This is a genomic window from Aerococcaceae bacterium zg-252 (genome assembly GCA_016237705.1).
Lineage (GTDB): Bacteria > Bacillota > Bacilli > Lactobacillales > Aerococcaceae > Globicatella > Globicatella yangjingiae.
The window spans coordinates 1,441,433-1,453,428 of record CP066204.1 but is presented as its reverse complement, the minus strand read 5'-3'; the positions used below and the strand labels follow the sequence as shown (position 1 = coordinate 1,453,428).

Here is an 11,996-nt window from a genome sequence, read left to right as displayed (position 1 = left end):
CGAAAATTTTTAAGAAAAGGAGGTCATGAAATGTCATTAGGACAGTTAATTATTGGTTGGTTCTATTATGGAATTTTCTATATGGGTTTATCAATTATGGCAACAGTGATTATTAATCGTGTAGCAAAACGTTATTTTACAGCGCCATTAATCATTAACGCTTTTGGTGTCATTGCATTAATGCTAATGCTGTATTTGAAACAATTTACTGGAGATCAATTTTTGACGAGTGTATTCTTTGTTTATATGCCGATTGTTGCAGCGAGTGTCGTGTTCAATATTGTACTATGGCTCATTCGGCGTGGTCAGCCTTTGCATGACTCTCCGATTCAAAATGAAGAAGGACCATTATCAAAATGAACTAATATTTACGAGATGTATCAATTGAGTAAATGTTGGCAATAAAAAGTTTTATAAATGCAAAGAGGTGTTTATATGTTCGATACAATGACGCTTGACGATATGTATCGGTATCGTGGTAAAAGAGAAGTTCCAGCAGACTTCGATGAGTTTTGGGACAATGAATTAGCGAAAGTAGCTGAATTACCAGCCTATCAATTGATTCCAAAGTCGTTTGCAATTCCAAATTGCGAATGCTTTGAATTATGGTTTGACGGTACTAATGGAGGAAAAGTATTTGCGAAAGTGGTAAAACCGTCTAGTCAAGAAAAAGTGCCGGTGTTATTTTACTTCCATGGCTATCAAGGCTCAAGTCCAGACTGGTCACAATGTTTAAACTATGTAGCGGCTGGTTTTGCTGTTGTTTGCATGGACGTGCGTGGTCAATCTGGTCGTTCAATTGACCAATTGCAAGTCAAAGGAAATACTGTTAAGGGGCAAATTATTCGTGGTGCAATCGAAGGTCGTGATAAATTGTTCTTTAAAGATGTTTACTTAGATTGTTATCAATTAGTGAATATCATCGCACAATTGGATTGGGCAGATGAAGACACTTTAATGAGTTATGGTGCATCACAAGGTGGTGCCTTAGCAGTGGTAACAGGTGCTTTGAATCCGAAGATTACACGTGTTGCAACGATTTATCCGTTTTTATCAGATTATGCACGTGTATTGGAATTAGGTGACAAACAAGAAGCATACAATGAATTGTTCCGTTACTTTAAATTCTTTGACCCATATCATGAAACAGAAGCGCAATTGTTAGATACATTAGCGTATATTGATGTGAAAAACTTAGCGCATCGCATTAAAGTACCTGTACAAATGCATGTGAGTTTACAAGATGATGTGTGTCCACCGTCGACACAGTTCGCCATTTACAATCGCATTGAATCCGAAAAAGAAGTTCATGTATTACGTGAGTATTCACATGAAGCCTTAAATGTCTTAGTAAATGACGTGGTATTTAATTGGTTAGTATCAACAGACATTGAAGTGTCTAAAACGAAAGGATTATTTAATTATGAGTAAATTGGCAAAATATCAAGGTATTATCCCAGCATTTTATGCATGTTATGATGAAGAGGGCAACATTAGCCCAGAGTGTATTCAACAATTAGCTAAACACTATTTAGAAGTAGGCGTTAAAGGGTTATATGTTGGTGGTTCTTCAGGTGAATGTATTTACCAAAATGTTGAAGAACGTAAATTAGTATTAGAAAATGTTATGGCAGCTGTCGGTGGTAAAATGACAATTATTGCCCATGTAGCAGCACCGTCAACACGTGATAGTGTTGAATTAGCAAAACACGCGGCTAGTTTAGGCGTTGATGCATTAGCAGCAATTCCACCAATTTACTTCCGTTTACCAGAAGCGTCAATTGAAGCATATTGGAATGCAATGATTGAGGCAGGACAAACTGATTTCATCATTTATAATATTCCTCAAACGACAGGATATGCGTTATCAACTGGATTATACAAAAAAATGTTGGAAAACCCACATGTTATCGGTGTGAAAAATTCTTCAATGCCAGTTTTAGACATTTTAACATTCTGCTTAGAAGCAAATCGTGAAGTGATTGTCTTTAATGGTCCAGATGAGCAATTTATCGGTGGACGTGCGATGGGTGCTCAAGGTGGTATCGGTGGTACATATGGTGTAATGCCAGAACTATTTTTAGCTGCAGATGCTGCATTTAGAAACGATAACTTGGTACTTGCGCAAGAAATTCAGATGAAAATTACAGAAATTATTTTCACTATGGTTCAATGCCAAGGTAATTTGTATGATGTAATGAAAACTATTTTAAAACGTGAAGGATTGAATATCGGTCACGTACGTGGTCCATTAGCACAAGTAACCGAAGCAGATACACCAATCATTGATAAAGCACATCAAATGATTCAAGATGCACGAGCTAAATATTGTAACTAGAACATGGTGAGAGCGTGGCTGCTCAGGCGAACGAAAAAAGAGTGGACACACCTGAAATGACTTATCTCGTTTCAGGTGTGTCCACTTTTGTTATGTTATTTCTCGATTCATTTCATTGTCTAAGTCAAAATAGGGTTGTATGTCTTGTACGAGTTCGAGTACACCTTCAAATTCTCCGTTATCATTTCGTACTGCCATATAGGTGACATGGACGAATTGTTCGTCACGTTTAAACCACATGGTGACTTTATCACGTTCACCAGAGCGTAATAAGCTGATGACTTTTTTAACACGTTCAATCAATTTGGGTGGGTGACATAATTCAACATTACGTCCTACTTGGCTTGGATTACGTTTGAATATCATTTCTTCAAATGGAACATGATTATTATAATACTGGAAAATATCATCTTTGTTGACAAAGGTTAGCTCAATTGGTAAATGATTTAAAATTAAATTGGCTTGATGCAAACTTAGATGCCCATGACCAAAAGGTAATAACTGATGTGGGTCATTTAATTGTGGTGCATCAGTTTTTGGTTCCCATTTAATCGTTAGCGTTCCTTGTTCTGTTTCGATGATTTGTTCCTTGTTAGCAATGTCCGTTTCAACGCTTAAAGACGGTTGTGCTTGAGTAAAATCCACTCGTTCTGGCACCCATTCTTTTTCTGGCTTAATAATCGCATAGCCGTATTGTTCACTATCTTTAGCGATTGCTAACCAATCATCTTGCGAAAAAGTTTCGAGTAATATCATTAGCAAAATTGACTCTTCTTTAAAAATCATCTCCAAAAATTCATGTTCAAATATTTCAAAGCTTTCAATCACTTGTGTAATCGGAATATTTGGAAAATCCAATAAGTCAGCATAGGCTTTGTCATATAAATCACGAATTTGGTCGTCAACTCCCCACATTACTTTTGGTGGTGCATCATGACCGTAACGTTCCATAATCGGAAACATCACATATTCTTTGCGACTATAATGACGTTTGAATTGCCCGAGTAACTCATATTGACGTTTAAGTCCGGCGAGTAATCCGTCTTCTACATTAGGTTGTGCTTGGACAGCAGCAAGCAGACGCTTGATACGCAATATAGCAGAACGTAATGCCATATTTTCCATGCGAAAGGTATGGACTGGGTGTCCAGCTTGCTCGCTATCTGCTACACCGACTTCTTGTACGGCATTTTTAAATAAATTGGCATGGACATTGCATAATTTCATCACATCTTCGAAGGTAATTCCTGTGTCACTGCTCATCAATTCATGTTCCATCATTGAAATTTCGATTGCACTGACTCCGGTAAAGTGTTCGTCAAATTGAGCTTGAACAGATTCAGGTGTTGCACCATGATGTAAATCTAATAAAATATTTTTTAAAACTTCAATCCGTTCACTCATCGTCTTGCACTCCAATCACTTCATACCCATTCCATTCCAATTGCTGTTGAATGTCTTTGAGAGATAAACCAATAAGTTTTGCCCCTTGTTTAATGCTAGTTTTTCGTGCAACTGTATTGAATAGTAGGGGATTAGCAAGTAGTTTAAACCCTAGTTCAATCAATAATGGCTTAATCTCGGGGTGTTCTTGTATCGTTTGATGCACATTTTGTGATAAATCAATCGTGTTCATTGACATATATTTGCTCCTATCGTTTGAAATGGTGGTAGATTTCTATAAAAGAATCGACAATAAAGACACTCAAGGCGATAGCACCGGCAATGAGTAGTGTTTGAATAAAGTGATAGCCCATTTTTTCGCTATCTCCTTGAATTAAATAAAAAGCAGTACGATAAATGGCAGCCCCAGGTACTAAGGTAAAAAAACTCGGAATATAGAAGATAGTAACGGGTGCTTTAAATAATCTAGCGAATAATTGACCGGTCATTGAAATGACAATACAGGCTACAAGAGTGGCACTGATGCTATTCATATACGGTAAAATTAAGTAGTAGACGATGTAACCAATTGCTCCACAAAAGCCAGTTTTAAAAATTAAGGATTTAGGTGCTTCAACTAGCATTGCAGCCGTAACGGTAATCACATAAGCAGCAATGCCTTGTAGTAATAAGGTCATCATGCGCCAATCACCCCCGATGATAGCGATAAGCCAATCGCTACTCCAATCGCTAAACTGACTGCGATAACGAGTGCATCTGCGATACGAGCCAGACCAGAATTATAGTCGCCTTTCAAGGTATCACGAATACCATTCATAAAGGCAGTTCCAGGATATAGGGGCATCAAAGCACTGATAATAATAATATCACTATTGAGCGATTGTGGAATAAATGATAGCACAATCGGAATGATAAACGCTGTTAAGGCAGTGGCAAATGTTCCAAACATCAAGTGATTCATTCCAGTAAGTTCACGTCCAATTCGTGATAGAGCGACAATCGCTCCAGCAATAATAGAAATTAACATTTCGAGCCAGCTACCCCCGAGTAGTAAAGTAAAAGCAACTACCATAAGAATAATCGCCATATCTTTACTGTAAGCTGTGTATTCTGATTCATCGATATATTCTAGCTTTTGTTTTGCTTCATCAATTGAAATGTGTCCAGCTGTTAATTGACGTGAAACATTATTAACATGATATATTTTTCGCAAATGATTGCCACGCTCTGTAATCCGGCGAACTTGTGTAATCGGCGTAATTTCCGGGTTGGTATCATCGAGTGTCATATATAAACCAGTCGTTGTCGATACCACTTCGGTAATGTTTAAACCACTGGTCTGCATAATCCGCCGTACCGTATCTTCTACACGATAGCTTTCAGCATGGCTTTCGAGCATAATGCGTCCGGCTAATGCTGCCACATCTGCATATTTTTTGTATTGGGTATTCATTTAACTAGATTCTCCCTTGTTTATTGTACGATAAACGTTAATGCTTATCGCACTGATACTGAAATTTATGGCATTATAGGGACGATATTGACACATTCTGGAGCAGTCGCAGTGATATCAGTTTGTGTTAATAATCCAGTTTGTGCATCACGTTTCAGCACTGTAATATTATCTGTATCTTGATGTGGTATTAATAAATAAGTTTCGCTAGCATTTAAAATGAAATCACGTGGGATTTCGCCACCTGTTTCGATTTGTTGTAACATGCTTAATGTGCCATCTGTTTCGATTTTGTAAGCCGTAATAATATTATAGAAACGAGTTGAAGTATATAAATAGTTTCCGTCTTGTGTGACACGAATGGCAGCACCAGCTGATGTTGCTGCAAAAGCGTCTGGTGTTGTTGTCACAGTTTGAATTAAGTTCAAGTGACCATTGTTAGCCACTGTAAAGACAGATACGGTATTGGCTAATTCACCGATAACATAGGCAATCGCTAATGTTGGATGGAATGTAATGTGTCGTGGACCTGTTCCCGCTGGGACATTTGCCACAAATTCTTTTTCCAATGTTCCATTTGGTAAAATATTGTACAACACTACTTCGTCAGTACCTAAGTCGCAGACATATAATTGTGTTTCATCTGCATTAAAATGTGTCATATGGACGTGTGGCGATTGTTGATTTGCATGGACACTGCTACCACTATGTTTTACTTGCTCAACAAAAGTTAATGTTTCATCATTAAAGCGGTAAATATCGACACTACCCTGGTGATAATTGGAAACATAGACAGCACCACTTGGTTCATGATAACTAATATGGCAGCCAGGCACATCGGTTGCGTGACAAGCAGTTAGACGTGCATATTCTTGGTTACTATCTTTTTTGAATACAGCGAGTCCCCCAAGTTCTTCTTTATCAATCGCAAATAAATAAGTTTGATTGCTTGATAATGTAACCCATGTTGGATTGTTTAATGGTGCAATCGCTTGGAAATTTGAAAAAGTTTGAGTTGTTTCATCGAATTGAATGCTTGAAATTCCTGTGTTAGTTCGTTTTGTATATCCACCTAGTAAAAATGTTTCAGCCATATGGTACCTCCATTAGTTTTTAAGAATAGTATAACATGGATTGTTGAAAAATTGGGAAATTTACTGGGAAGCGAGTTATTTTACTTCGTTTTTAAATGAAAGATGAGCGTCAGAGCTGTAATTTGTTATCGTTCTGTAAAGTGAATTATGAAGTAAATAGTTGTGAATTGTGCTAAAATATACATAATGACAAAAGAAGTGGGGGAGTATAGAATGCCTCAAAAACGTGAGTTTGAAACCAAGCCATTGGGTAAAAAGCCAGTGTTTTGGGAAGTTATTTTAAATAATAAATTAGTCAGTAGTTTGCTGATTGTGCTATTAATTTTAATAATTATTTTTATTTTTACCAAAATTGCTTATTTATTTGCACCATTACAAAGTGTTGTCAGTCTCTTTGGATTTCCAGTTGTAACTAGTGCGGTGTTATATTATTTATTTGCACCAGTGGTTAATTCATTGGAGCGACAAGGGGTCGATAAAACCATTTCGGTTTTTGGAATTTTTATTCTTTTGATTTTAGCGATTAGTTTGAGTATCGGGTCAATTGTACCGATTGTGCAAAATCAAACGAAATCATTTGTTGAAAATTCACCGGTTTATTATAAAACATTGATGTCAATGATTCATAATTTGCCATTTTCATTGGAAAAACTATTTAAAGATTTTGATTTACAACCTTTATTAGATAATTTTTCGCTTGATAATTTGACGGCACGCTTAAATCCGATTGTGTCTTCTACATTTGGGGGAATCGGAAATATTTTAGGAACGGTGATTTCGGCAGTAACAGGATTGATTACCATTCCGATTATTTTATATTATTTATTAGTTGACGGTGAGCGTATTCCGAAAAAATTACTCTACTATGTACCAACGAAATATCGTCAGTCAGTTAGTCGTATGCTATATCAAGGAAATTACCAAGTATCGCAATATATTCGTGGTCAAATTATTGTTGCGATTTGTGTCGCTATCATGTTTGCGATTGGCTATGCAATTATCGGATTAGAATATGGGATTACATTAGCTATTTTAGCTGGAATTTTAAATATTATTCCATTTTTAGGGTCAATCATTGCAGTTATACCGGCTATTATTGTTGGCTTAATCACTTCACCGATAATGTTATTGAAAGTAGTGATTGTGATGATTGTAGAACAAACCATTGAAGGACGGTTTATTTCACCACAAGTATTAGGAAATAGTTTAAAAGTGCACCCAGTAACCATTTTATTTATTTTATTAGGTTCCGGAAAATTATTCGGAGTGGTTGGTGTCATTATTGGAGTGCCGATGTATGCGGTGATAAAAGTAATTGCTACTGAAATTTATTCATGGTATCGTGAATCAAGCGATGCTTATGGTGATGATGACCAATATTTGTATCAGTATCAAAAACTGGTGTTGGCAACTGAGGCTCCAGAGCACTCAGTTAATGAAGCAAATAATGAAATAGAAAATGAAGGGAATACGGATGAAACAGTCGAATAAACTGATGTTAATTTTGATGACTTCCTTATTAATTTCGGGTTGTAGTCGTATTAGTAATCAGTATCAATCATTTATAGAAAAGAAGGCTGAGGTATCGACGACGCAAAGTATTACTACTAATGCAGATGATGAAACATCACAAGTGGTTGATATTCGTTTTGTACCGGAGCAAATGGAAGTGGAACAAGCAATAAAAGCAATCGAAAAGCTTGATGTTCAATCAGAACTATACCGTTTGAAGCAACCGATTTTACATTCGCAAGCAGGCTTTGATTTAACTGTTAAGCAAATGGTCGTCTTTGAAGCGTCATCTGATGAGACGATTTCTGGATTATCTAAGGATGGTGGGGCGATTGTTCTTATTAATGTGGCTATCACCAATACAACGAAAACATTATTTTATTTTCCAATTGATGAATTGCGTTTAACTTATGCTGACGCACCGGTAGCACATTATGCAAGTCAATTTTTATATCCAATGGAATCTGGTAATTTACAAAAGATTTTACTAAATAATGGAAAAGGTGAAATGGCAGCTGGTTCGACGGTGGAGGGTTATCTTGCTTTTGCTTTGTCAAAAGATGATTTAGAGAAAGCTAAAGCGCTAGGTTCGCTTTACTTGACGGTTGTACCACCGGTTGCATCAAATGATGCGATTGTCGGCTTAGAGGCGAATGACTTAGGTTCTGAATTACCATTGTTTTTACCACTGAACGAAAAAGTTGAGGCAGAATTACTCGAAAATGCGACACACATTCAAGACCGTGTGACGGCAGAGTGGTGGGGCACGAAAAATGTACTTGCCGATGAAAACTTGGATATGACGGTGACGGATAATGGGGTCACATTCAATTTGAAACGGATTGAAGTATCTGATTTTGCTCCAAAAGAACATCATGAGGAATCGTTCCAATATTTTCCAAATGGGCAAGTGATTGTGTCAGTCGAAATGGAAGTGGTAAATCGGACGGAGAAAGTCCTGTTACCAGTGGATAGTCAAGTGATGCTAACGATTAATAATAATGTTATCAATAGTGATTATGTGCTAATTAATCAATTATATGGCCAGCGTTTAGAACCATGGCAGTCTACAACTATTATTAAATCATTTGCACTCGACAAGAAAACATATCAGCAAAATTGGCAAAATAAAGAAATCTTGTTAAATATTCTATTATCACCGGTCAAATCAGAAGTTGACGACACAGCTGTGAATAATCAAAATAACAATGTTGAACAGGTAGAAGAATTTATTTCAGAAGATGAAACGACGACATTGGCAGCCGATAGCGAAACGGTGTATACTGCGCAATTTGGTTGGGTGCCTGTGCTAAAACAATTTATTGATGACAAATTAGAGGTTGTATCAAAATTAGAAGAAATGTCACCAACAAGTGAAACAACTACTATGGAAGAAACCACATCAGCTCAATAATACGAAGAAACTCTTTTAAGGAATCGTGTTGATTTTTAAAAGAGTTTTTTCGCATAGTTAACAGCAGGAAAAATTAAATCAATTATGATACACTAGAGTGGAGATAATGACAGAAATAACAGTGATAAATAAGGGCGTGAAATATCCCTTTAATTATATATTACGAGGAGTATTACAGATGAAATTATCTGGTTTATATCGATTATCACCTAAGGAACGAGTTAAGGCGATTGAACAAGCATTACCACATTTACCTCAGTTATCGGATTGTATGTTGGAAGAGACAATTGGAGATGCGATGATTGAAAATTACATTGGTCAATATGCATTACCATTAGGGATTGCAACTAATTTTATTATTGACGGACAAACGTATGCTATACCAATGGCAATTGAAGAACCGTCCGTTATAGCAGCTGCGAGCAATGGTGCTAAGCGGATTGGCAATATTGAAACGTCAGCACAACCGAGAGAATTAATTGGTCAAATGGTATTTGAATGTGAAAGCGATAGTGCGATGATTGTATTACAATTAGAGGAGATAGTGCCAGAATTATTAGAGCAAGCAAAAGCATTATCACCGTCTATGGTGGCACGTGGTGGTGGGCCTACACGCATTTGGTTTGACTGTAAGGAAGAATTTATTGTTTGCTACTTAGGATTTAATCCTTGTGATGCGATGGGAGCTAATGTCATCAATCATATTTTAGAAGGGTTAAGTCCGATGATTGAATCACATAGTGATGCGATTGCTCTCATGCGCATTTTGTCAAATTATCAACCAGATTCGGTTGTGACAGCAATTTGCCGTGTGCCAATTCATACTTTGCATGATGACCTTGAAAAAGCACAATTGCTAGCTAAGCGTATTGCGTCAGCGAGCCGTTATGCACAACTAGACCCTTATCGTGCGACTACTCATAATAAAGGGATAGTAAATGGGATTGATGCGGTCTTATTGGCTACCGGTAATGATTGGCGAGCAGTAGAATCAGGCGTACATGCTTATGCAAGTCGTACCGGCCATTATCAACCTTTAACGATATGGACAGTGGAAGATGATTATTTAGTTGGTAAAATTCAATTGCCATTAGCAGTAGCAACAGTTGGGGGAACTTTATCCGTTCACCCAACAGCACAGTGGGCACTAGAATTATTGGGACGACCTACTGCAGAACGATTAAGTCGCATTATTGCAGCTGTCGGTTTGGCACAAAATTTTGCAGCTTTACGAGCCATTGTTTCTGAGGGGATTCAAAAAGGCCACATGGGCTTGCATGCTCGGCAATTAGCGATTCAAGCTGGTGCAACGGAACATGAGCAACGAGAACTTGTCGCAAAACTGAAAGCAGCTCCAGCGATGAGTCACAGTATTGCTAAAGAATTGCTTGAACAAATGCGTGCGACAAAATAAACGTGACGAAAGCAGTTTGATTAATGAGAACAAATAGCGTTTACTCAAACGATTTTTAAAGCAAAAGCGAAAAAACTAGCAAGTTAAGTTTAATAATGTTATGATGATAAGCGAAAATTTTTAGTTAGATGTCGTGAGTACATCAGTGAACTGAGGAGGTAAGAAAATCAAATGAAAACAGGAATTGATAAAATTGGTTTTTATGTACCGAATTATTATATGGATATGCGTGAATTAGCGACTTATCGTGGAGTAGATCCAGATAAGTGGACGATCGGAATTGGACAAGAGAAAATGGCAGTTGCACCATTGACTTCAGATGTCGTGGCTATGGCAGCCAATGCAGCAGCCACTATTTTAACGCAAGAAGATAAAGCATTGATCGATCAAGTAATTGTCGGAACAGAATCGGGTGTTGACTTTTCTAAGTCAATCGCAACATTCGTCCATGAAATGTTAGGTATTCAACCATTTGCCAAAGCATTTGAAATTAAACAAGCATGCTATGGGGCAACAGCTGGTTTACAAATGGCATGTGATTATGTTCGTTTGCGTCCGGAACGTAAAGTATTAGTAATCGCAACGGATATTGCACGTTATGGATTAAATACAGGTGGTGAACCAACACAAGGTGCAGGTTCGGTAGCGATGTTAGTCAGTGCTAATCCACGTATTTTAGCGTTTGATGAAAAGAGTTATATGCATACGAATCATCAATATGATTTTTGGCGACCTAATTATGCAGAGTATGCTCTAGTGGACGGTCAATTTTCAACACAATTATATCAAGAAGAATTTGTGACGCTACTCGAAGAAGCAACCCGACAAAATCCAATGTTACTAGATTCATTAGAAGCGATGATTTTCCATTTGCCGTTTACGAAAATGGGACGTAAAGCCTTAAAAGCATATGAAGAATCGGGTGCACCAGCAACACAAATTTCACGTTGGCTATCGCACTATGATGAGTCGAGCTATTTGAATCGTATGGTTGGTAATATTTATACTGGTTCGATGTTTTTAAGTTTATTATCATTATTAGTTATGGACGAATCACTACAAGCAGAACAAAAATTGGGATTATTTAGTTATGGCTCAGGTGCAGTAGCAGAATTAATTACTGGTACTTTGCAAGCTGGATTTGAAACGATGATTGATAAACAAGCAATACTTAATCATTTAGAGCGACGTAAAGCCTTAACGGTTGCTGAGTATGAAACAGTATTTTTAAGTAAAGTGACTGAAGAAGAAACGTATGAGGCGATTGAAACAGGTCATTACTTTAAACAATTGACGAATCAGCAACGCATCTATGATTTTAAATAATGAATTAATAGGACTGGTAAAAGGAGATTTTGCCAGTTTTT

The 11,996-nt window shown here is 37.2% G+C and carries 12 protein-coding genes; 7 read left to right on the top strand and 5 right to left on the bottom strand.

From position 1 onward, the window contains the following. Nucleotides 1–30 precede the first annotated feature (30 nt). The 3 genes from JDW14_06765 to JDW14_06755 all read left to right on the top strand — a co-directional run bounded on the left by JDW14_06765 (nucleotide 31) and on the right by JDW14_06755 (nucleotide 2,338). Complete coding sequence (locus tag JDW14_06765) at nucleotides 31–360, top strand: hypothetical protein (GenBank protein QQD65026.1); 330 nt, start codon at nucleotides 31–33, stop codon at nucleotides 358–360. 75 nt (nucleotides 361–435) lie between these two features. Beyond that, on the top strand, nucleotides 436–1,431 hold the full coding sequence (locus JDW14_06760) for an acetylxylan esterase (GenBank protein QQD65025.1): 996 nt from the start codon (nucleotides 436–438) through the stop codon (nucleotides 1,429–1,431). Beyond that, nucleotides 1,424–2,338 carry a dihydrodipicolinate synthase family protein gene (locus tag JDW14_06755; GenBank protein ID QQD65024.1) on the top strand — a complete coding sequence of 305 codons (915 nt, stop codon included), beginning with the start codon at nucleotides 1,424–1,426 and terminating at the stop codon, nucleotides 2,336–2,338. Before JDW14_06760 ends, JDW14_06755 begins: the two co-directional genes overlap by 8 nt. Nucleotides 2,339–2,428: 90 nt before the next feature. On the opposite strand, the gene JDW14_06750 is transcribed toward JDW14_06755, so the two are convergent. The 5 genes from JDW14_06750 to JDW14_06730 form a co-directional block, all read right to left on the bottom strand. After that, nucleotides 2,429–3,742 (bottom strand): DUF438 domain-containing protein, encoded by a 1,314-nt coding sequence (locus JDW14_06750; protein QQD65023.1) that lies wholly within the window; start codon nucleotides 3,740–3,742, stop codon nucleotides 2,429–2,431. Beyond that, nucleotides 3,735–3,980, bottom strand: coding sequence for a DUF1858 domain-containing protein (locus tag JDW14_06745; GenBank protein ID QQD65022.1), 246 nt, complete (start codon nucleotides 3,978–3,980; stop codon nucleotides 3,735–3,737). Before JDW14_06745 ends, JDW14_06750 begins: the two co-directional genes overlap by 8 nt. Before the next feature lie 10 nt (nucleotides 3,981–3,990). Continuing rightward, nucleotides 3,991–4,419 carry a threonine/serine exporter family protein gene (locus tag JDW14_06740; GenBank protein QQD66523.1) on the bottom strand — a complete coding sequence of 143 codons (429 nt, stop codon included), beginning with the start codon at nucleotides 4,417–4,419 and terminating at the stop codon, nucleotides 3,991–3,993. Then, complete coding sequence (locus tag JDW14_06735; GenBank protein ID QQD65021.1) at nucleotides 4,419–5,195, bottom strand: threonine/serine exporter family protein; 777 nt, start codon at nucleotides 5,193–5,195, stop codon at nucleotides 4,419–4,421. The genes JDW14_06740 and JDW14_06735 overlap by 1 nt, the downstream gene beginning before the upstream one ends. 65 nt (nucleotides 5,196–5,260) lie before the next feature. Further along, nucleotides 5,261–6,289 carry a lactonase family protein gene (locus JDW14_06730; GenBank protein ID QQD65020.1) on the bottom strand — a complete coding sequence of 343 codons (1,029 nt, stop codon included), beginning with the start codon at nucleotides 6,287–6,289 and terminating at the stop codon, nucleotides 5,261–5,263. 213 nt (nucleotides 6,290–6,502) lie between these two features. Between JDW14_06730 and JDW14_06725 the strand changes: the two genes are divergently transcribed. The 4 genes from JDW14_06725 (at nucleotide 6,503) to JDW14_06710 (ending at nucleotide 11,955) form a co-directional block, all read left to right on the top strand. Further along, complete coding sequence (locus JDW14_06725) at nucleotides 6,503–7,780, top strand: AI-2E family transporter (protein QQD65019.1); 1,278 nt, start codon at nucleotides 6,503–6,505, stop codon at nucleotides 7,778–7,780. Then, nucleotides 7,764–9,215 carry a hypothetical protein gene (locus JDW14_06720; protein QQD65018.1) on the top strand — a complete coding sequence of 484 codons (1,452 nt, stop codon included), beginning with the start codon at nucleotides 7,764–7,766 and terminating at the stop codon, nucleotides 9,213–9,215. The genes JDW14_06725 and JDW14_06720 overlap by 17 nt, the downstream gene beginning before the upstream one ends. Nucleotides 9,216–9,393: 178 nt before the next feature. Then, nucleotides 9,394–10,629 (top strand): hydroxymethylglutaryl-CoA reductase, degradative, encoded by a 1,236-nt coding sequence (locus JDW14_06715; GenBank protein QQD65017.1) that lies wholly within the window; start codon nucleotides 9,394–9,396, stop codon nucleotides 10,627–10,629. Nucleotides 10,630–10,800: 171 nt separating this feature from the next. Continuing rightward, on the top strand, nucleotides 10,801–11,955 hold the full coding sequence (locus JDW14_06710; protein ID QQD65016.1) for a hydroxymethylglutaryl-CoA synthase: 1,155 nt from the start codon (nucleotides 10,801–10,803) through the stop codon (nucleotides 11,953–11,955). Nucleotides 11,956–11,996: the final 41 nt, after the last annotated feature.

Bases quoted from the DNA above. Each gene is read 5' to 3' on its own strand.
- JDW14_06730 (QQD65020.1), bottom strand. From the start codon at position 6,289: ATGGCTGAAACATTTTTACTAGGTGGATATACAAAACGAACTAACACA.
- JDW14_06725 (QQD65019.1), top strand. From the start codon at position 6,503: ATGCCTCAAAAACGTGAGTTTGAAACCAAGCCATTGGGTAAAAAGCCA.
- JDW14_06750 (QQD65023.1), bottom strand. From the start codon at position 3,742: ATGAGTGAACGGATTGAAGTTTTAAAAAATATTTTATTAGATTTACAT.
- JDW14_06720 (QQD65018.1), top strand. From the start codon at position 7,764: ATGAAACAGTCGAATAAACTGATGTTAATTTTGATGACTTCCTTATTA.
- JDW14_06710 (QQD65016.1), top strand. From the start codon at position 10,801: ATGAAAACAGGAATTGATAAAATTGGTTTTTATGTACCGAATTATTAT.
- JDW14_06765 (QQD65026.1), top strand. From the start codon at position 31: ATGTCATTAGGACAGTTAATTATTGGTTGGTTCTATTATGGAATTTTC.
- JDW14_06715 (QQD65017.1), top strand. From the start codon at position 9,394: ATGAAATTATCTGGTTTATATCGATTATCACCTAAGGAACGAGTTAAG.
- JDW14_06740 (QQD66523.1), bottom strand. From the start codon at position 4,419: ATGACCTTATTACTACAAGGCATTGCTGCTTATGTGATTACCGTTACG.
- JDW14_06755 (QQD65024.1), top strand. From the start codon at position 1,424: ATGAGTAAATTGGCAAAATATCAAGGTATTATCCCAGCATTTTATGCA.
- JDW14_06735 (QQD65021.1), bottom strand. From the start codon at position 5,195: ATGAATACCCAATACAAAAAATATGCAGATGTGGCAGCATTAGCCGGA.
- JDW14_06745 (QQD65022.1), bottom strand. From the start codon at position 3,980: ATGTCAATGAACACGATTGATTTATCACAAAATGTGCATCAAACGATA.
- JDW14_06760 (QQD65025.1), top strand. From the start codon at position 436: ATGTTCGATACAATGACGCTTGACGATATGTATCGGTATCGTGGTAAA.